Origin of the sequence: Arthrobacter horti, from assembly GCF_030731045.1 — a bacterium.
GTDB lineage: Bacteria > Actinomycetota > Actinomycetes > Actinomycetales > Micrococcaceae > Arthrobacter_E > Arthrobacter_E nanjingensis.
This window is the reverse complement of sequence record NZ_JAVALS010000001.1, coordinates 317554-337241: the sequence shown is the minus strand read 5'-3', so window position 1 is coordinate 337241 and position 19688 is coordinate 317554. Positions and strand designations below refer to the sequence as shown.

Below are 19688 nucleotides of genomic sequence, written 5' to 3'. Positions count from 1 at the left end.
AGCATAACGTCAGCGAGCCAGCGCCCCCTGCGGGGATTCCTCTCCCAGGACCAGCCTGTCGTCAAGGAACACCAGGTCAGCCTCCCGGTGGGATACCACCAGCAGAGTCTCCTCCTGCAGGGAAGCTGTCAGATCCGCCATCAGGGCGTCTGCGGCTTCGGAGTCCAGGTGCGCCGTCGGCTCATCCAGCAGCAGGACCGTGGCCCCGGCCAGCAAGGTGCGGGCCATCGCCAGCCGCTGCCGCTGCCCGCCCGAGAGGAACGCACCGCCCGGGCCGATGCGGGTGTCCAGTCCACGTGGCATGTCCCGGACGGCCCGGGCCAGTCCGGTGCGTTCCAGTGCCTCCCACAGCCCGGCATCGGCGGCGCCACCTACGGGGAGAGCCAGGGAGAGATTCCCGCGCACCGTCGAATCGAAGACGTGGGATTCCTGGGGGCACCAGGCGATCCGGCCGTGGATCTCCACCTGCCCCCGCCCGGGCGGCAGGAACCCCATGAGTACCGCCAGGAGCGTGGACTTCCCGCTGCCGGACTCCCCCGTGACTGCGAGCGAACGGCCGGGCCGCGCTTCGCCGTTCAGGCCGGTGAAGACCGGATCCCCGTCCGGCCAGGCCGCACTCAGCCCGGTGAAGCGGAGCCAGCTGGGGAAGGCCTGCGGCTCCTGGACGCGGGTGCCGTGCGACGCGAGGGGCGCGTCGGGCGCCAGGACCGCCTCGAGTTCCTCCTCCAACGCCCGGAGGGAGGGCCGCAGCCTGGCTGCGGTGATGCCGGCCAGGAACGGTTCCACCAGGGACAGGAGGAGCAACGCCACGACGGCGGCGCGCTCGGCCGCGCCCTGCCCGCCGCCCTGCGCCACGGCCAGGATCACGACGACGACGGCGCCCAGCGCCGAGGCCAGCACGGCGAGTGCCTGCGCCAGTCCCTCCGCCCAGGCGCTGCGGCGCGCCGCGCCGACGGCCTCGGCGGAAAGCCCTTCCGCCTCGGCGACGGCGAGCGGGGCGAGCCCGTTGCCGCCGAGGTCTTTCCGCGACTGAAGGGACCGGGAGACGTACTGGAGCAGCGCCGAGCGCCGGCTGACGTTCAGCCGGCTCGCATGCCGGTCGGCCCGGACCGCGAGCGCCGGCGCCGCGAGCACACCCAGGACGCTGACGATCACCACGACAGGCGTGGCCCAGGGCAGGACCAGCGCCGTGGCCACGATGCCTACTGCCGAGGTGCCGATGGCGGTCCAGCGAGGCCCCATAACGCGGGGCAGGAGGTCACGGTACTCGTCCACCTGGGCGACCACGGTGTCCAGCACCGCATCACCCTGCATGAGGCGGCGGATCCCGAGGGCCCGGGTGGACAGGGCGGTCCAGAGACGGCCACGCAGACCCGTGGTGAGACGGAACACGGTGTCGTGCATGCGGAGGCGCTCCGTGTAGCGCAGGGCGGAGCGTCCGATGCCGAAGAATCGCACCCCCACGATGGCGGCCATCAGGTACAGGATGGGGGGCTGCGAGGATGCGTGGACGATGAGCCAGCCGGACAGCGCCGCGAGGCACACGGAGAACAGCTGTGCCAGCACACCCAGCACCACCGAACCGGTCAGCCGGCGCCGGAAGCCGGTCAGCAGTCCCGTTCCGCGCCGTTCCGGGGTGTCAGCGTCGCCGGGGTCTTCTTCCGTCCGGACCGGGGCCTTCCGCGCCACCGCCGGATCAGCGGTGTGGCTGCTCTCCAGGACCCGCTCAGTCTCCCTGCTGTCCGCCGCTCCAGACGCCGTCACGGGGACATGCTCCGAGGCGATGGCCAGCGTGGCGGGGTCATGGCTCACCAGCAGCACGGGGCGCTCCTGCGCCAGCAGTGCGATGCTGCGGCGGATCCGCCCGGCGCGGGTCTCGTCCAGGTGTGCGGTGGGCTCGTCGAGCACCAGGACGGCCTGCTCGGTCAGCGCGACGGCGAACGCCCGGGCCAGCGCCACGCGGCGCTGCTCCCCGGGGCTCAGTTCCGCGGGGCGCGATCCGGCCAGGCCGACGGCGTCGGCGAGCTCGAGGGCCCGGCGGACTGTCTCCTCCGCTTCCATGGACCCCGCCCAGGTCCGGACTTCGTCCTCGACCGTGTCCCGGAGGAACTCCGGGTGCTGGGGGGCGTAGGCGAAGCGGGTCGCCTCACCGTCCCGGGTGGGATCGCCGGCGACATGCAGGATCCCGTTCACCGTGGCCGGCGCGTCGAGCGTTCCGGTGAGGGCCGCGAGGATGGTGCTCTTGCCGCATCCGCTGGGACCGGTCAGCGCAGTGACGGTGCCGGTCCGGAGGTCGAATCCGACGGGACCGAGCCGGACGCCCCGGTCCGGGTAGGCCACGGTCAGGGCCTCCACCCGGACCCGCCCGGCCACGGCCGCATGGTCGTGGCGCAGGGTGACTTCACCGGCCGGCTCGGAGCGCAGTGCGTCGCCCACCTCCGCCAGGGCCAGCTTGCCGTCCTCGCTCGCGTGGTAGGCGGAGCCCAGGACGCGCAGGGACTGGTAGCACTCGGGAGCCAGAATCAGGGCGAGGAGCCCGGCGTCGAGCCCCATCTGGCCGTGCACCAGTCGGACGCCGATGGTCACGGCGACCAGCGCCACGGAGATGGTGGCGATGAGTTCCAGCGCGAAGGCCGAGAGGAAGGCCGTGCGGAGGGTGGTCATGGACTCCCGGCGGTGCTTCTCCCCCACGGCGTCCAGCGCCTGGCGCTGCCCCTCGGTACGCCCGAGCCCCAGGAGGACAGGCAGACCGCGGACCAGCTCCACCAGGTGGGAGGACAGGACGTCCAGCGTCCGGTACGCCCGGCCCAGGCTCTCCTGAGTGTGCCGCCCGATGAGGATCATGAACAGCGGCACCAGAGGGATGGTCAGCACGATGATGAGTGCACTGATCCAGTCCGCCAGCAGGATCCGTGCGCCCAGCAGCAGCGGCACCGTGGCGCAGTTGACCAGGGCGGGGAGGTACTCGGTGTAGAACTTGTCCAGTTCGTCCAGACGCCGGGTCACCAGCAGAGTGTCGGCCCCGCGTCCCGCGGAATCCGTAGGACGCCGGCCGTCCAGCAGCGCGGAGAGCAGCCTGGTCCGGAAGCCCTCCTTGACCTCGACCACCGTGGCACGGGCCACCACGGCCTGCCCCCAGCTCGCCCCGGCCCGCAGCAGTGCGCCCAGCGTTCCCTGCAGACAGAGGCTCAGGAGGCTCCCGGCGTCGTGCCCCGAAGCCAGTCCCCCGAGCCCCGCCGCGATGGCCTGGGCCATGAGCACCAGGCCGAGTGCGTTCAGGGCGCCCAGCAGTCCCAGAAGGTACAGCGAACGGCGGGGCGCCGGGGGGAACGGCGACTTCCTCTCAGCCATGGATCAGGACTGCCCCTTGAGGACCTTGCGGACCACGGCCGGCAGGACGGTGTGCGAATCCGGGATGTGGGCCGCACTGATGCGTCTCCGGAACACCCAGTAGGTCCAGGCCTGGTAGGCGATCACGAGCGGCAGGCCGATGCACGCCACCACGGTCATGAGGCCCAGCGTGTAGTCGCTCGACGACGCGTTGGCGACGGTCAGATTGAACGCCGGGTCCAGTGTGGACGGCAGGACCACCGGGTAGACGGCGGAGAAGATCGCCGAGGTGCCCGCGGCGAGGAAGATCCCCAGGGACAGGAACGCCTTGCCTTCGGCCTGCCGGCGGGCCAGCAGCCAGGCGGCCACCGCCGCGGCCACCGCCAGGACGGTCAGGACCCAGCTGAACCACTTGCCGTGCAGGAGCTGGACGGCGACCACCCACGCGGCGATCGGCACCAGGCCGAGCGGGAGCCAGCGGGTGAGCCAGGCACGGGCCCGGTGACGGATCTCACCGTCGGTCTTGATCATCAGGAAGGCCAGGGCGTGGACCAGCGCGAAGCCGACCACGGCCAGGCCGCCCAGCAGGGCGTACGGGGTGAACCAGGCGAAGGGCCCGCCCACCCGGTCGCCGTTGGCGTTCAGAGGCAGGCCGGTGGTGCTCAGGGCGAGGGCCGCGCCGATGCCGAAGGCGGCCACGAAAGACCCCAGCACGATCGCCCAGTCCCAGGCGTTGCGCCAGCGGTCCGTGTTGATCTTGCCCCGGTATTCGAAGGCGACGGCCCGGAAGATCAGGCCGAGCAGGACCAGGGTCAGCGGCAGGTAGAGGGCCGAGAACAGGGAGGCGTACCAGTGCGGGAACGCCGCGAACGTCGCACCGCCCGCGGTCAGCAGCCAGACTTCGTTGCCGTCCCACACCGGTCCGACCGTATTCAGCAGGACGCGGCGCTCGCGGTCGCTACGGGCGAAGAGCTTCATGAGCATGCCGACGCCCAGGTCGAAACCCTCCAGGAAGAGGTAGCCGGTCCAGAGCACGGCGATGGCGATGAACCAGATGCTGGGAAGAACTTCCATTGCTCTCTACCTCTCAGTACGCGAAGGCCAGGACGTCGGTGTCATCGGATGAAGGCCCGGAGTCCTCATCCTTCCCCGGGTGGGCGAGCTCCGGCATCGCGGACGCCACGCCTCCCCGGATGTAGGTGGTCAGGAGCTTCACCTCCACCACCATGAGCGCGGCGTAGACGGCGCTCAGGAGGATGAGGGAGGTCAGGATCTCCCCGCCGGAGACACCCGGGGAGACCGCGGCCGCCGTGTACATGAAGACGGGGTCGGCGCCGGTGACGTCCGGGTTCGGTGCGACGACGAACGGCTGGCGTCCCATCTCTGTGAAGATCCAGCCTGCGGCGTTGGCGCCGAAGGGCGCCAGGATGCCGAACACGGCCAGTCGCATGAGCCAGCGGCTCGCGGGCACGGTGCCGCGCCGGGTGAGCCAGAGCGCGACGACGGCGGCCAGCGCCGCGAGGCCGCCGAAGCCGATCATCATGCGGAAGCCCCAGTAGGTGACCTCCATGACGGGAACGTACTGGATGGCCTTGCCGGCGCGGTCACCGAGCTTGGGGTCGTTGGGGAGATTGGTGCCGTACTTCGCCTGGTACTCCGGGACCAGGGTGTTCACGCCCTTCACATCGGTGGTGAAGTCGCCCTTGGCCAGGAAGGAGAGGAGTCCGGGGACCTCGATGACGGCCACGATGTTGGAGCAGTCCTTGGATCCGAGGTCCCCCACGCTGAGCACGGAGAACTGGGTGCCGTCGTGGCACGCGGCCTCGGCGGCGGCCATCTTCATGGGCTGCTGCACGAACATCAGCTTGCCCTGGAGGTCGCCCGTGATGGAGGTTCCGGCGAAGGAGATCGCTGCGATGACGGCGCCGATCCTCAGGGAACGCAGCCAGACCTTGTGGTCCGTCTTGTCACGGCCCGGCACACCGGCCGCTTCGCCGACCACGACGCGGCCGTTCTCATCCACGGTGTCGATCCCGTCGGTGCGGCGGCGCCACAGGTGGTACCAGGCGATGCCCAGCAGGAAACCGCCGGCGACGGCGAGAGCGCCCATGATCGTGTGGCTGAAGGCCACGATGGCGGTGTTGTTGGTGAACACGGCCCAGGCGTCGACCATGCGGCCGCGGCCGTCCTGGAGCGTGACACCCACCGGGTGCTGCATCCAGCTGTTGGCCACGATGATGAAGTAGGCGGAGATGACCGAGCCGATGACCGCGATCCACAGGCACGCCAGGTGCAGCCCCTTGCGCAGCTGCTTCCAGCCGAAGATCCACAGGCCCAGGAAGGTGGATTCCACGAAGAACGCCAGCAGCGCCTCCATGGCCAGCGGGGCGCCGAAGACGTCACCCACGAAGCGGCTGTACTCGCTCCAGGCCATGCCGAACTGGAACTCCTGCACGATTCCCGTGGCCACGCCCATGATGAAGTTGATGAGGAAGAGCTTGCCCCAGAACTTGGTCATGCGCAGGTACTCGGCCTTGCCGCTGCGGTACCAGAGGGTCTGCATGAAGGCCACCACCAGGCCGAGGCCGATGGTCAAGGGCACCATCATGAAGTGGTAGACGGTTGTGATGCCGAACTGCCAGCGGGCAATTTCGAGCGGATCCATGGCTTCCCCGTTCTTCACCGACACTTGATTTCTACGCCACGTAGAAGTTGTCTTCTACAAAGTGTAGAACAGCTGGAGCGGCACTGGCGCGTGTCGTCCGACACGTCCGGCGATGGTTCTACTGAATGTAGAAAAAGCGGCCGGAACAGGATAGATTTAAAGATGCACTCACGTCCGGACATCCCCGGACGCGCGATCGGATTCAGCATTACAGAGGAGTTGGACGCTTTCAATGGCAAGCCTTGGGGATCTTGAGCGTTCCGTCATGGACCTTCTCTGGGCCGGCAGCGATGCCACCACGGCCAACGATCTGCGCGACCGGCTGGCCGGCACGGATCCCGCCCACGGCGGCAAGGAGCTCGCCGTGACCACCGTGCTGACCGTCCTCTCCCGCCTGGAGAAGAAGGGGCTGGTGACCCGCGAACGCGGCACCCGCCCGCACCGCTACCGTGCCGTGTCCAGCCGCGCCGAGCACACCGCCGAACTCATGCATGAGGTGCTGGGTTCCGCTCCGGACCGTGAGGCCGTGCTGGCGCGTTTCGTGGGCTCCGTGACCACCGAGGAGGCGGACGCCCTCCGCAGGCTCCTGGGCATCACTCCGCCCGCGGATTCCGCCCCGCAGGCCAGCTGAGGCATGCGGTGTTCCTCGCCGCCTGGTTCCTAGCAGCTCTGGCGATCATCCTCGCCTGGCCGGCGCCCATCCTCCTGGCACGATGCACCTGGCCCACGCGGGACCCGTTCGCCGCGCTCGTCCTCTGGCAGGCCATCGGCCTGGCCGGAGGTCTTTCCATGATCGGCGCCATGCTCTGCTATGGGCTGTCCCCCCTGGGCGACAACCTGGTCTCCGGCCTGCACGGCCTGCTCCTCATCATGATCGGAACGGCCCCGGCCGGCAAGGACGCCCTCGGGTTCTGGAACGTGGTCGGCCTGACGACGGCCGGCGCACTGACCCTCCACCTGCTTTTCACCCTGCTGCTCAGCTACCTGCGGATCAGCACGGGACGGCGGCGCCACCGGGATCTGCTGGCCATTCTGAGCGAACCGCACGACGATCCGGGCACCGTGGTCATCAGCCACGCCGCGCCGGTCGCCTACTGCCTCCCGGGCGGTGCCCGCTCGGTGACGGTCCTCTCCGACTCCCTCATGGCGGCCCTGGACGAGCGCGAACTCACTGCGGTCCTGGCCCACGAGAGCAGCCATCTGACCCAGCGCCACCACCTGCTGCTCTGGGCGTTCGCCGCCTGGCGCGCCGCACTCCCCTGGCTGCCCACCACCCGTGTGGCGCAGCGCGCCGTCAATGAACTCATCGAGATGCTGGCCGACGATGCCGCGCTGAAGGTCAGCGACCGCGGCACCCTCATCCGGGCCGTCGCCGTCGTCGCGGACGGGCAGCAGCCGGGTCAGTACGTGCCGGACGTCTCGGAGCCGCTCGAGGTGAACGACGACGCCGGCGCGTCCGCCACGACGGTGGCCCGGGTCAAGCGTCTCCTGAGCGCGGCACCCGCGTTGCCTCCGGCGCAACGGCTGGCCGTGCTCGCCTCGGCAGTACTGCTGCTCCTGGTGCCCACCGCGCTGCTGATCGTCCCCGGCGTCGTCCACGTCTGAACGCCGCGCCGGCGGCCGGCCGGTGCCGAGCGATGAAGGCGCTCAGGCGTCGATGCGATCCCGGTCCAGGTGCTGCGCACCCGCCACGATGAAGTCCTTGCGGGGTGCCACCTCGGATCCCATGAGGAGTTCAAAGATCCGCTCGGCCTGCTCGGCATTGTCGATGCTGACCCGCCGGAGCGTCCGGTGCCGGGGGTCCATGGTGGTCTCTGCGAGCTGATCGGCGTCCATCTCTCCCAGGCCCTTGTAGCGCTGGATCGGCTCCTTGTACCGGCGCCCCTCCTGCTCCAGACGGGCCAGGAGCACATGCAGCTCCTGTTCGGAGTACGTGTAGACGTACTCGTTGGCCTTGGATCCGGCGTTGATGACCTCCACCCGGTGCAGCGGCGGGACGGCCGCGAAGACGCGCCCCGCCTCCACAAGCGGTCGCATGTAACGGTAGAAGAGCGTGAGCAGCAGGGTGCGGATGTGCGCCCCGTCCACGTCGGCGTCCGTCATGAGCACCACCTTGCCGTAGCGGGCGGCCTCCAGGTCGAAGCTGCGGCCCGAGCCGGCGCCCACCACCTGGATGAGGGCGGCACATTCGGCGTTGGAGAGCATGTCCCCCACGGAGGCCTTCTGCACGTTGAGGATCTTGCCCCGGATGGGCAGGAGGGCCTGGAAGTCCGAGGACCGTGCCAGTTTGGCGGTGCCGAGTGCGGAATCGCCCTCCACGATGAACAGCTCGGAGCGCGCCACGTCATTGCTGCGGCAATCGGCCAGCTTGGTCGGCATGGTGGAGGACTCGAGCGCGTTCTTCCGGCGCTGGGTCTCCTTGTGCACGCGCGCGGAGACGCGCGACTTCATCTCGTTGACCACCTTCTCCAGCAGGAAGGTGGCCTGGGCCTTGTCGCTGCGGTTGGTGGACGTCAGCCGGGCGGTGATCTCGTTCTCGACGACGCGGGCGACGATCGCACGGACCGCGGGCGTGCCGAGGACCTCCTTGGTCTGGCCTTCGAACTGCGGTTCGGCGAGACGAACCGTGAGCACGGCGGTCAGACCCGCGGTGACGTCGTCCTTCTCCACCTTGTCATTGCCCGCCTTCAGCTTGCGGGCGTTGACCTCGATCTGTTTGCGGAAGGTCTTCAGCAGCGCCTGCTCGAAGCCGGCCAGGTGGGTGCCGCCCTTGGGCGTGGCGATGATGTTGACGAAGGTCCGCACGGTGGTGTCGTAGCCGATGCCCCAGCGGAGCGCGACGTCCACCTCGCAGTGGCGCTCCACCTCGGCCAGGCGGCTGTGGCCCTGCTCGTCCAGGACCGGCACGGTCTCCTTGAAGCTCCCGGAGCCGTTCAGGCGCCAGATGTCCGTGACCGCCGTGTCCGCGGCCAGGAACTCCGCGAATTCGGAGATGCCGCCGTCGTGGTGGAACACCTCCTCGTGCGGACCGCTCTCCCCCGGAGTGCCCGGCAGGCGGCGATCGTCCCGGACGGTGATCCTCAGGCCGGGTACCAGGAAGGACGTCTGGCGCGCGCGGCCCGTCAGATCCTCGTAGGAGAAGCGGGCGTCCGGGGTGAAGATCTGGGTGTCGGCCCAGTACCTGATCCGGGTGCCGGTGACCCCGCGTTTGGCCTTGCCCACCACGTCCAGCGTGGAGCCATCCAGGAACGGCTTGAAGGTGGCGTCGGGACGCATCTTGCTGCCCGAGTCCTCGAAACGGCCGGGCTCGCCGCGGCGGAAGGACATCTGGTAGGTCTTGCCGCCGCGGTCCACCTGGACGTCCAGGCGGGAGGACAGTGCGTTCACCACGGAGGCGCCCACACCGTGCAGACCGCCGGAGGCGTTGTAGGAGCCGCCGCCGAACTTGCCGCCGGCGTGCAGCTTCGTGAAGACGACCTCGACGCCGGTGAGCCCGGTCTTCGGTTCGATGTCCACCGGGATGCCGCGGCCGTCGTCGTGCACTTCCACCGAGTTGTCCGCGTGGAGGATGACCTTGATGTCATGACCGAAGCCGGCCAGCGCCTCATCGACCGAGTTGTCGATGATCTCCCAGAGGCAGTGCATGAGGCCCCGGGAATCGTTGGAGCCGATGTACATGCCCGGGCGCTTGCGCACGGCTTCGAGCCCCTCCAGGACGGAGAGATGCCGGGCACTGTATTCGGAACTGGGTGACACTGGGTCAGGACTCCTGGCTGTTGGGACCGTCTGGACGCTCTTTCCAGGATAGTTCTCCCCGGACGGCGGACCGTGCAGGCTCACCGGGCACCGCTCCCACTGGCCGCCGGCCCCGCCCGCCCCGGACTACGCGCTGAGCGAAAGAGCCCTGTTTGTGACATCGGAACGGCCCGGTCACTGGTTATATAGGTGTACGGATCTATTGAAGGAGGCCCCCGATGTCAACAGCAGTTGCGGAACGCACGCTCAATGCGGCTGACCGTTGTGACCGTTGCGGCGCCCAGGCATTCGTCCGGGTGGTTCTTGAGGCCTCTGGCGGGGAACTCCTGTTCTGTGGGCACCATGCACGCGCGGTGGAGGCGAACCTCCGGCCGCTGAGCCGTGAATGGCACGACGAGACGTCCCGGCTCCTGGAGAAGGAACCGGTGGACTGAGCGGAGTCTGAACTCCGGGTCGGCGGAAGGGCCCGGCACCCCATGGGGTGCCGGGCCCTTCCCGTACTCCGACCGCATGGTCAGACGGTGCCGTCAGCGGCCCAGCGGTTCGATCCGTCCGTGGAAGTGCCTGCGGGCGCTCTTGCCGTTCCAGGCCTGGAAGGCGGTCCCGGTCCATTCCCCGCCGGGGTCCTGCGCGTCCTGCAGGGACACGGCCACCGTGGCGGGCAGGTAGACCGGCGCCTCGAAACCCACGTGCCAGCGGGTTCCGGCATCGCTGTCGTGGCCGGACTCCGCAAGGACCCGTGCCACCGAGTACATGCCGTGGGCCAGGGAGGTCTTCATGCCCAGCGCCCTGGCGCTCAGCGAGCTCAGGTGGATGGGGTTGAAGTCGCCGGAGACCCCTGCGTAGTCGCGGCCCGTCTCCTGCCCCAGGCGCCACAGCGCGGTGGGGGTCGGCGGGACGAACGGCTCCCGGGCGCGTTCCCCGTTCCTGCCCCCAGTACCCGGCTTGTCCAGGCCGGGGAAGAACACGCCCTTGGCGAGATACGTCGAGACACCGCGCCAGAGCAGCTCCCTGGTGACGGAGTCGCTGACTTCAGCAACCATGTCCACCGTGGTGCCCGCCCGGTGCCCGGCGAGGTTCTCGGCATGAGCCCTCACCGTCAGAGGAAGGGTGAACGGGATGGCGGCGTGGTGCTCCACGGAGTTCTCCAGGTGCACCAGCCCCAGGAGCGGAAGCGGGAAGTCGTCCCGGGTCATGACGCTCATCGACACAGGGAAGGCGAGCGTGTGCACATAGGCCGACGGCAACTCGTCCCGCACGGTGGCGTGCAGCAGCCGCTGGAAGCTGGTCAGGTGCTCCAGGTCCACGGTCAAAGCCGGAAGTTCGTGCACCGCCTCCGGGACCCGGGTGGCGGCGGGCCGCTTGCGGAGACGATGAGCCGCGGCCGTGGCCGCCGCGTTCAGGTACAGCCGCGCCAGCGACGGCGGTTCCTGAAGGACCACGGTCAGTGCCGCGGTGCTCACTGGCCCACCAGGTTCTGGCCGCACACGCGCAGGACCTGACCGTTCACGCCGCCGGCGGCGGGACCGGCGAGGAAAGCGATGGCTTCCGCCACGTCCTGCGGCAGTCCGCCTTGCTGGAGGGAGTTCAGCCGCCTGGCCACCTCGCGCGTGGCGAACGGGATCCGGGAGGTCATCTCGGTCTCGATGAACCCCGGGGCCACGGCGTTGATGGCTCCCCCATGCTCGGCCAGGCGCGGTGCGCTCGCGCGGACCATCCCGATGACGGCGGCCTTGGACGCTCCGTAATTGGTCTGGCCCCGGTTGCCGGCGATGCCCGACGTGGAGGCCAGGCTGACGATCCGCGGCCGGTCGCGGAACAGGGAGGAAGCCAGAAACGCCTCGTTCATGCGCAGCTGCGACGCGATGTTCACGGCGATGACGCTGTCCCAGCGAGCCTGGTCCATATTGGCCAGGAGCTTGTCCCGCGTGATGCCCGCATTGTGCACCACGATGTCCAGGTGCCCGAAGCGCTCACCGGCCAGGTCCAGGATCCGCTGGGCGGCGTCCTCGGAGGTGATGTCCGCCTGGAGCGCCACACCACCCACCGCGTTCGCGGTCGCCGCCAGCTGCTCACCGGCCACAGGAACGTCCACCAGGATGACCTTGGCCCCGTCGCGGCTCAGCGAGGCGGCGATCGCGGCGCCGATGCCCCGTGCCGCACCCGTGACCACGGCGACGCGGCCGGCCAGCGGCTCGCGGCCGCCGTCGGGCACGGTGTCCCCCTCAGTGACCCGCAGGAACTGCCCGTCCACGAAGGCCGAACGCGCGGAGAGCAGGAAACGGAGGGCGCCCAGCGCCGCGGGCGACGCGGCATCGGCCCCGTCCTCCAGGACCACGCCGTTGCCGGTGGCGCCGGCCCGGAGCTCCTTGGCCAGCGAGCGGAGGAATCCGTCCACGGCCTGGCGGGCCGCCGCCGTCGCGGGTTCCATGGCCGAGGCCGCGTCGCGCGAGACGGTGACCACGCGGCCCGAAGGCCGCAGCTGGCGCAACAGCTGACCGGCCGCGAGCGCGGTGGCCGAGAGCTCGGCCGGGTGGCTCAGCTCATCCAGCACCAGCACGAGGGCGGCGATCTTCTCTGAGCCGCCGATGCTGCGGCGGACGTCCAGCCCCCAGTCGAGGAGCTGGGCGGCGACCCCCTCGGCCCCATCACCCTGTCCGAGCACCACGGCCGGGCCGTCCAGCAGCGGCTGCTCCGGCGTGTAGCGGCGCAGCTTCACCGGCTGCGGGAGGCCGAGCTTGCGGGCCAGGTCGCGGCCGAAGCCGCGGCTGACGAATTCGGTGTACTTGTCTGCCATGATTCTGCCTTTCGTCGCCGCGGGCCTCAGTAGGACTCGAGGATCGCGACGACGCCCTGGCCGCCGGCCGCGCAGACGGACACGAGGCCACGGGCTGGCTTGCCATCCGCGACTGCCTTCTCGTGGAGCATCTTGGCCAGGGAAGCGACGATGCGTCCGCCGGTGGCGGCGAACGGGTGCCCGGCGGCGAGGGAGGAGCCGTTGACGTTGAGCTTCGCCCGGTCGATCGCGCCGAGCGGCGCGTCGAGGCCGAGACGTTCGCGGCAGAAGTTCTCGTCCTCCCAAGCCGCGAGCGTGCTCAGAACCGTGCCGGCGAACGCCTCGTGGATCTCGAAGAAGTCGAAGTCGTCAAGGCTCAGGCCGTTGCGGGCCAGCAGGCGCGGCACGGCGTAGGCCGGCGCCATCAGGAGGCCTTCCTTGCCGTGGACGAAGTCGACGGCGGCCGCCTCACCGTCCACCACGGTGGCGAGCTTCGGGAGGTCACGTGCATCGGCCCACTCCTCGGAGGCCAGCAGGACGGCAGAGGCGCCGTCGGTGAGCGGGGTGGAGTTGCCGGCAGTCATGGTGGCCGGGGTGGGGAGTTGCTTGCCGAACACCGGGGACAGCTTGACCAGCTTCTCCAGGCTGGTGTCCGCGCGCAGATTGGAGTCCCGGCTGAGACCGCGGTAGGCCGTGACCAGATCGTCGAAGAAGCCGCGGTCGTATGCGGCTGCGAGGTTCTTGTGGCTGGCCAGGGCCAGTTCGTCCTGGGCCTGCCGGGTCACGCCCCACTGGGCGGTGGTGATGGCCTGGTGCTCTCCCATGGACAGGCCGGTGCGGGGCTCGCCCGTGCCGGGTGCGTTCGGGGCGAGGTCCTTGGGGCGCAGCTTGGAGAGCGCCTTGAGCTTCTGCTGTGCGGTCTTGGCACGGTTCAGCTCGAGCAGCACCCGGCGCAGGCCCTCGCTGACGGCGATGGGGGCGTCCGACGCCGAGTCCACGCCGCCGGCGATCGCGGAGTCGATACGGCCGAGCTTGATCTTGTCCGCCAGGCCGAGCACGGCCTCCAGGCCGGTGGCACAGGCCTGCTGAAGGTCGTAGACGGGCGTCTCGGGCGCCAGGGACGAGCCGAGCACGGCTTCGCGGGAGAGGTTGAAGTCGCGGGAGTGCTTCAGGACCGCGCCCGCGGCCACCTCCCCGATCAGCTCACCCTGGAGACCGAAACGGGCCACCAGGCCGTCCAGTGCCGCGGTCAGCATGTCCTGGTTGGACGCCGTGGCGTACGCGCCGTTGGCGCGGGCGAAGGGGATGCGATTGCCGCCGACGACGACGGCCTTCCGTACGGTGGTCATGGTCCGCTCCGTTTCCGTGCGGGCCGCGCCGGTCATGGCGGGCCTCGCGGGTTTTCCAGTCGATGATTACTGATACCCAGCGTACCTGATACGCTGGGTATCGTGAACCCGGTCACACCTGAACCAGCCGCGCCCGCAGCGCCCCTCGTGTCCTCTGAGTCCTCCGAAGGCACGGTCCCGAGCCAGGACGGCCGCGCCGCCCGGTGGGAGTCCCACCGCTTGCAGCGCCGCACGGAACTCATCCGCGCGGCACGCAAGGCCGTCCACGCCCTCGGCCCCGAGGCCTCCATGGAGGAGATCGCCGCGTCCGCTGGAACGTCCAAGTCCGTGTTCTACCGCTACTTCGGCGACAAGTCGGGTCTCCAGCAGGCCGTGGGCGAGGTGGTCCTGGACCGGATGCAGTCCCGGATCCGTGAGGCTGTGCAAGAGACCCAGGGACCCGAAGAAGGCCTGTTCGCCATGGTCAACGCCTATCTGCAGATGGCCGAGACCTCGCCGCACGTCTACGCCTTCGTCACCCAGCACCCCGGGGCGGACAGCCAGGGACAGGGCCCGGCGCAGGACGCAGCATTCGGGCACTTCCTTTCAGCCGTGACGGACATGATCGCCCGGCCGATGAACGAACTGTTCCCCGAAGAGGACGTCCTGCTGGGCTACTGGCCACGGGCCGCCATCGGTCTGGTCCGGTCCGCGGGCGAACAGTGGCTCCTGAACCCCGACGGCGCGGAACGGCCCAGCCAGGCGGAGATGGCCAGCGCCCTCACGGCCTGGCTGGTGGACGGCATCCGTCCCGCGGTCCCCACCCTGCGGGCCGCCCCCAGCACTCAGCACCCCGCACCCCGCACCCCCTCATCCAGGCGCGCCGGCGCAGATCCCGGCCCAGCGTTGATCCCCGGAAAGGAAGAGCAGCATGACTGAAGCACTCCCGGACACCCGTCACCCGAACGGCAAGGACGAGGTGCGTGACCCGCACCTCGACGTGGCCCTGCTCGGCGAGCGGCTCCTCGGCCGCTGGGCCGAGGTCCGGCACGAGGCGCGCGCCCTGGCCGGCAAGGAGGAGTTCCACAAGATCGAGGGCCTGACCCATGTGGATCACCGGGCGCGCGTCTTCGAGCAGCTCAAGGGCCTGGTGGATCATGGCGCCGTGCACCGCGCGTTCCCGGCCCGCTTCGGCGGCGGGGACGACCACGGCGGCAACATCGCCGGCTTCGAGGAACTCGTCACGGCGGATCCGTCCCTCCAGATCAAGGCCGGTGTGCAGTGGGGCCTCTTCGGCGCCGCCGTGCTTCACCTGGGCACGGCACCCCACCATGAGAAGTGGCTGCCGGCCATCATGTCCCTTCAGACGCCGGGCGCCTTCGCCATGACCGAGATGGGCCACGGCTCCGACGTCGCGAGCATCGGGACCACGGCCACGTATGACCCGGCCACGGAGGAGTTCGTCATCCACACGCCGTTCAAGGCCGCGTGGAAGGACTTCCTGGGCAACGCCGCGAACGACGGCCTGGCCGCCGTGGTGTTCGCCCAGCTCATCACGCAGGGCGTCAACCACGGCGTGCACGCCTTCTACGTGCCGATCCGCGACGCCGAGACCAAGGAGTTCCTGCCGGGCGTCGGCGGGGAGGACGACGGCGTGAAGGGAGGCCTGAACGGCATCGACAACGGCCGCCTGCACTTCAGCCAGGTCCGGATCCCCCGCACCAATCTGCTGAACCGCTACGGTGACGTGGCGGCCGACGGAACCTACAGCTCCCCCATCACCAGCCCCGGCCGCCGCTTCTTCACGATGCTCGGCACCCTGGTTCAGGGGCGTGTCTCGTTGGACGGCGCGAGCGTCGCCGCCAGCAAGATCGCTCTCACCTCGGCTATCCGCTACGCCAGCCAGCGCCGCCAGTTCAACGCCGCCTCCCCGGTGGAGGAGGAAGTCCTCCTGGACTACCAGCGCCACCAGCGCAGGCTCTTCACCCGCCTCGCCACCACCTATGCGGCGAATTTCGCCCACGAACAGCTCCTGGAGAAGTTCGACGCCGTCTTCTCCGGCGCCGAGGACACGGATGAGGACCGGCAGGACCTGGAGACCCTGGCCGCCGCACTGAAGCCGCTGAGCACCTGGCACGCCCTGGACACGTTGCAGGAGTGCCGCGAGGCCTGCGGCGGCGCCGGGTTCCTGATTGAGAACCGTTTCGCCTCCCTGCGGGCCGACCTGGACGTCTACGCCACCTTCGAGGGCGACAACACCGTCCTGCTCCAACTGGTGGCCAAGCGACTCCTGGCCGACTACGCCAAAGAGTTCCGCAACGTCGACTTCGGCGTGATGGCGCGCTTCGTCGTCGCGCAGGCGTCCGACGTCGCGCTCCACCGCACGGGCCTGCGCCAGGTGGCGCAGTTCGTGGCGGACACCGGTCTGCCGCAGAAGTCCGCCCAGGCGCTCAAGGAGGAGGAGACCCAGCGGAACCTCCTCACGGACCGCGTCCAGACCATGGTGGCCGAAGCGGCCGGGGCTCTGAAGGGCGCCAACCGCCTGCCCCAGGCGAAGGCCGCCGCACTGTTCAACGAGAACCAGGACCAGCTGATCGAGGCCGCACGCGCCCACGGCGAACTGCTCCAGTGGGAGGCGTTCACCGAGGGCCTGCACAGCATCGAGGATGCGGGCACCCGCACCGTCCTGACCTGGCTGCGCGACCTCTTCGGCCTGTCGCTGATCGAGAAGCACCTGTCCTGGTACCTCATGAACGGCCGGCTCTCCATGCAGCGCGCCCGCACCGTGGGCGACTACATCAACCGTCTCCTGGTCCGGATCCGCCCGCACGCCCTGGACTTGGTGGACGCCTTCGGCTACGGCCAGGAGCACATCCGCTCCACCGTGGGCAGCGGCGCCGAACTGATCCGGCAGGACGAGGCCCGCGCCTACTACCGGACGCTCCGCGCCTCCGGCCACGCCCCGGTGGACGAGAAGATCCTCCTGGAACGGAAGAAGAAGTAGCGCGCAAGGAGAAGTAACCGGGCATGGCTGAGGGCCCGTCCCCCGTGGGGGACGGGCCCTCAGTCATGCTGCGGCTCAGCTCTGCGGCAGCACCGAGCGGTAGACCTCCAGCGTGGTCTGGGCGATGGAATCCCAGGAGAAGTGCTTCTCCGCCCGGCGGCGGCCGGCCTCACCCATGACGCGGGCGCGGGCCGGATCGGAGACCACCTCATTGAGCGCCGCGGCGAAGTCGTTCACGAACTTCTGGGGGTCCAGCGGGGTCCCCGTGCCGTCCGTGACCTGCTCCAGCTGAACCAGCAGACCGGTCTCGCCGTGCGCCACGACCTCCGGGATGCCACCCGTGGCGCTGGCCACCACGGCCGCACCACAGGCCATGGCCTCCAGGTTCACGATGCCCAGCGGCTCGTAGATGGACGGGCAGGCGAACGCGGTGGCGTGGCTGAGCACCTGGATCAGTTCGCGGCGGGGCAGCATCCGCTCGATGAGCACCACGCCGTCGCGCTGGGCCTGCAGGGCCGCGATCAGCTCGGCCGTCTCGGCGGCGAGCTCCGGAGTGTCCGCGGCGCCGAGGCACAGCACGAGCTGCACTTCGGGCGCGAGCTGCTGTGCCGCGCGCAGCAGATACGGCACGCCCTTCTGGCGCGTGTTCCGGCCGACGAAGACCACGCTGGGACGTTCCGGATCGATGCCGAGGGCGCGCACGGCGTCGTCGTCCTCATCGCGGTTCCACAGCGAGACGTCAATGCCGTTGTGCACCACGCGCACCTTGGCGGGGTCCACCTTCGGGTAGCAGCGCAGGATGTCCTGGCGCATGCCTTCCGAGACCGCGATGATGGCCGCCGCCGCCTCGTAGGAGGTCTGCTCCACCCAGGAGCTCAGCCGGTATCCGCCGCCGAGCTGCTCCGCCTTCCAGGGGCGCAGTGGCTCCAGGCTGTGGGCGCTGAGCACGTGCGGGATGCCGTGCAGGAGGGAGGCCAGGTGACCTGCCATATTGGCGTACCAGGTGTGCGAATGGACCAGATCCGCACCCGCCACATCCGGCACGATGCTCAGGTCCACGCCCAGTGTCTGCACCGCGGCGTTGGCGTCCTTCAGTTCGGCAGGGGTGGCGTAGCTGCTGACAGTGGCCCCATGGTAGTCGCTCTCACGCGGTGCGCCGAAGGCGTGGACACGCAGGTCGACGTGCGATGCCAGGACGCGGCTGAGCTCGGCGACGTGCACGCCGGCACCACCGTAAATATCGGGTGGAAATTCTTTGGAAACAATGTCGATTCGCACGTTTACAACGTAGTCCGAACTGCCCATCTGATCTAGTGTGAAAGCTGTCTGAAGGTCCAGATGACGGCCATCACACCGAGTATCCACGCAGGAGTCCGAATATGGCACCGAAAAAAGTCCTGGCAATCGTCCTCGCCGGAGGGGAGGGCAACCGGCTCATGCCGCTGACGGCGGACCGCGCCAAACCGGCGGTACCGTTCGCGGGCACGTACCGGCTGATCGACTTCGCCTTGTCCAATCTGGTGAACTCGGGCTATTTCAGGATCGTGGTGCTCACCCAGTACAAATCCCACAGCCTGGACCGTCATATTTCGGAAACCTGGCGCCTGTCGACGCAATTGCAGAATTACGTCGCGTCGGTGCCCGCCCAGCAGCGCATCGGCAAGAGCTGGTTCCTGGGCAGCGCGAACGCCATTTACCAGTCGCTGAACCTGATCCATGACGCCAAGCCGGACATCGTCGTCGTGGTCGGCGCCGACCACGTCTACCGCATGGACTTCCAGCAGATGGTGGCGCAGCACGTGGCCAGCGGTGCCAAGGCGACCGTGGCCGCGGTCCGCCAGCCGCTGGAGATGGCCGATCAGTTCGGCGTGATCGAGGTGGACCAGGAGGACGCCGGGAAGATCTCCGCCTTCGTGGAGAAGCCCTCCAGCACGCCAGGGCTGGCCGCCGCGCCGGACCAGTTCCTGGCCTCGATGGGCAACTATGTCTTCGACGCCGACGCGCTCGTGGAGGCCCTGACCCTCGACGCCGAACGCACCGACACCAAGCACGACATGGGCGGGGACATCATCCCCTACTTCGTCTCCCGCGGCGAGGCCGGCGTGTACGACTTCACCACCAATGAGATCCCCGGCTCCACCGAGCGGGACCGCACCTACTGGCGTGACGTGGGCACCATCGACTCCTTCTACGACGCCCACATGGACCTCATCTCCCCCGTCCCTGTGTTCAACCTCTACAACCGCGACTGGCCGATCTTCACCCGGCAGACCCCCTCCCCGCCGGCCAAGTTCGTCAAGGGCCGCAACAGCACGGTGGGCACGGCCCTGGACTCGATCGTGGCCAACGGCGTGGTGGTCTCCGGCGGCATCGTGGAAGGCTCCGTCCTCTCCACCGACTCCTATGTCGACGCCGGCGCCCGGGTCCTCGACTCGGTCCTCATGGACAACGTCCACGTCGGGGAGGGCGCGATCGTCCGCCGCGCCATTCTGGACAAGAACGTCCGCGTGCCCAAGGGCGCCACGATCGGCGTGGACCGGGATCTGGACGTGGCCCGTGGATTCAAGGTGACCGAGTCCGGCATCACCGTCCTGGCCAAGGGCCAGACCGTGCCCGAACCTGGCGAAGCCGAACTGGCCCTGTCCAAGAGCTTCCGGGGCTCCGTCCCCGCCGGCGTCCTGGCCGCCGTCGAGGAGTACGACGAGCTCAAGGAGGCCATCGACAAGGTCTCCGCCGTCCAGGCCGCAGCCTCCGAGCCGGAGGAGACCGTACTGGACACCGACGCCGTCCTGGGCGGACACCCGTCCTGACGGGCTGATTCCGGGATCC

At 69.4% G+C, this 19688-nt stretch carries 14 protein-coding genes; 6 read left to right on the top strand and 8 right to left on the bottom strand.

Translation table 11 applies throughout. The features are described from left to right. Nucleotides 1-9: 9 nt before the first annotated feature. The 3 genes from cydD to Q9R02_RS01545 are packed head-to-tail and all read right to left on the bottom strand — an operon-like array spanning nt 10 to nt 5995. Complete coding sequence (gene cydD / locus Q9R02_RS01555) at nt 10-3351, bottom strand: thiol reductant ABC exporter subunit CydD (RefSeq protein WP_305994879.1); 3342 nt, start codon at nt 3349-3351, stop codon at nt 10-12. A gap of 3 nt (nt 3352-3354) precedes the next feature. Beyond that, complete coding sequence (gene cydB / locus Q9R02_RS01550; protein WP_305994878.1) at nt 3355-4404, bottom strand: cytochrome d ubiquinol oxidase subunit II; 1050 nt, start codon at nt 4402-4404, stop codon at nt 3355-3357. Nucleotides 4405-4417: 13 nt separating this feature from the next. Then, the gene (locus Q9R02_RS01545; RefSeq protein ID WP_305994877.1) at nt 4418-5995 is read right to left on the bottom strand and encodes a cytochrome ubiquinol oxidase subunit I; all 1578 of its coding nucleotides are present in this window, start codon (nt 5993-5995) and stop codon (nt 4418-4420) included. A 232-nt stretch (nt 5996-6227) separates the two neighbouring features. Here Q9R02_RS01545 and Q9R02_RS01540 point away from each other — a divergent pair, with 232 nt between their 5' ends. Further along, a complete protein-coding gene (locus Q9R02_RS01540; RefSeq protein ID WP_305994876.1) occupies nt 6228-6626 on the top strand; it encodes a BlaI/MecI/CopY family transcriptional regulator in 399 nt (132 codons plus the stop codon). A gap of 8 nt (nt 6627-6634) precedes the next feature. Further along, nucleotides 6635-7600: a M56 family metallopeptidase gene (locus Q9R02_RS01535; RefSeq protein ID WP_305994875.1), complete on the top strand. Its 966-nt coding sequence runs from the start codon at nt 6635-6637 to the stop codon at nt 7598-7600. A gap of 42 nt (nt 7601-7642) precedes the next feature. Here Q9R02_RS01535 and Q9R02_RS01530 read toward each other — a convergent pair whose 3' ends face one another. Further along, complete coding sequence (locus Q9R02_RS01530; RefSeq protein WP_305994874.1) at nt 7643-9751, bottom strand: DNA gyrase/topoisomerase IV subunit B; 2109 nt, start codon at nt 9749-9751, stop codon at nt 7643-7645. Between the two features lie 218 nt (nt 9752-9969). Here Q9R02_RS01530 and Q9R02_RS01525 point away from each other — a divergent pair, with 218 nt between their 5' ends. Next, a complete protein-coding gene (locus Q9R02_RS01525; RefSeq protein ID WP_305994873.1) occupies nt 9970-10185 on the top strand; it encodes a DUF7455 domain-containing protein in 216 nt (71 codons plus the stop codon). Between the two features lie 93 nt (nt 10186-10278). Here Q9R02_RS01525 and Q9R02_RS01520 read toward each other — a convergent pair whose 3' ends face one another. From Q9R02_RS01520 to Q9R02_RS01510, 3 genes are read right to left on the bottom strand one after another with little or no spacing between them, the layout of a single operon-like run. Continuing rightward, on the bottom strand, nt 10279-11214 hold the full coding sequence (locus tag Q9R02_RS01520) for a MaoC family dehydratase (RefSeq protein ID WP_305994872.1): 936 nt from the start codon (nt 11212-11214) through the stop codon (nt 10279-10281). Beyond that, entirely contained in the window at nt 11211-12548 is a 1338-nt protein-coding gene (locus tag Q9R02_RS01515) for a 3-oxoacyl-ACP reductase (RefSeq protein ID WP_305994871.1), read from the bottom strand. The genes Q9R02_RS01520 and Q9R02_RS01515 overlap by 4 nt, the downstream gene beginning before the upstream one ends. Before the next feature lie 26 nt (nt 12549-12574). Next, nucleotides 12575-13876 (bottom strand): acetyl-CoA C-acetyltransferase, encoded by a 1302-nt coding sequence (locus tag Q9R02_RS01510; RefSeq protein ID WP_305994870.1) that lies wholly within the window; start codon nt 13874-13876, stop codon nt 12575-12577. Between the two features lie 102 nt (nt 13877-13978). Between Q9R02_RS01510 and Q9R02_RS01505 the strand changes: the two genes are divergently transcribed. Together Q9R02_RS01505 and Q9R02_RS01500 are read left to right on the top strand one after the other, a co-directional pair. Beyond that, the gene (locus Q9R02_RS01505; protein ID WP_342006867.1) at nt 13979-14794 is read left to right on the top strand and encodes a TetR/AcrR family transcriptional regulator; all 816 of its coding nucleotides are present in this window, start codon (nt 13979-13981) and stop codon (nt 14792-14794) included. After that, on the top strand, nt 14787-16859 hold the full coding sequence (locus Q9R02_RS01500; RefSeq protein ID WP_305994869.1) for an acyl-CoA dehydrogenase family protein: 2073 nt from the start codon (nt 14787-14789) through the stop codon (nt 16857-16859). The genes Q9R02_RS01505 and Q9R02_RS01500 overlap by 8 nt, the downstream gene beginning before the upstream one ends. A gap of 75 nt (nt 16860-16934) precedes the next feature. On the opposite strand, the gene glgA is transcribed toward Q9R02_RS01500, so the two are convergent. Further along, nucleotides 16935-18137, bottom strand: a complete 1203-nt coding sequence (gene glgA, locus Q9R02_RS01495; protein ID WP_305994868.1) for a glycogen synthase — start codon at nt 18135-18137, stop codon at nt 16935-16937. Nucleotides 18138-18238: 101 nt separating this feature from the next. Here glgA and glgC point away from each other — a divergent pair, with 101 nt between their 5' ends. Next, nucleotides 18239-19669, top strand: a complete 1431-nt coding sequence (gene glgC, locus Q9R02_RS01490) for a glucose-1-phosphate adenylyltransferase (RefSeq protein ID WP_305994867.1) — start codon at nt 18239-18241, stop codon at nt 19667-19669. The last annotated feature ends 19 nt before the right edge of the window (nt 19670-19688 follow it).

What these genes read in the sequence shown, in the direction of transcription:
- cydD (WP_305994879.1), bottom strand. Translation starts at nt 3,351, where the DNA reads ATGGCTGAGAGGAAGTCGCCGTTCCCCCCGGCGCCCCGCCGTTCGCTG.
- cydB (WP_305994878.1), bottom strand. Translation starts at nt 4,404, where the DNA reads ATGGAAGTTCTTCCCAGCATCTGGTTCATCGCCATCGCCGTGCTCTGG.
- Q9R02_RS01545 (WP_305994877.1), bottom strand. Translation starts at nt 5,995, where the DNA reads ATGGATCCGCTCGAAATTGCCCGCTGGCAGTTCGGCATCACAACCGTC.
- Q9R02_RS01540 (WP_305994876.1), top strand. Translation starts at nt 6,228, where the DNA reads ATGGCAAGCCTTGGGGATCTTGAGCGTTCCGTCATGGACCTTCTCTGG.
- Q9R02_RS01525 (WP_305994873.1), top strand. Translation starts at nt 9,970, where the DNA reads ATGTCAACAGCAGTTGCGGAACGCACGCTCAATGCGGCTGACCGTTGT.
- Q9R02_RS01515 (WP_305994871.1), bottom strand. Translation starts at nt 12,548, where the DNA reads ATGGCAGACAAGTACACCGAATTCGTCAGCCGCGGCTTCGGCCGCGAC.
- Q9R02_RS01510 (WP_305994870.1), bottom strand. Translation starts at nt 13,876, where the DNA reads ATGACCACCGTACGGAAGGCCGTCGTCGTCGGCGGCAATCGCATCCCC.
- Q9R02_RS01500 (WP_305994869.1), top strand. Translation starts at nt 14,787, where the DNA reads ATGACTGAAGCACTCCCGGACACCCGTCACCCGAACGGCAAGGACGAG.
- glgC (WP_305994867.1), top strand. Translation starts at nt 18,239, where the DNA reads ATGGCACCGAAAAAAGTCCTGGCAATCGTCCTCGCCGGAGGGGAGGGC.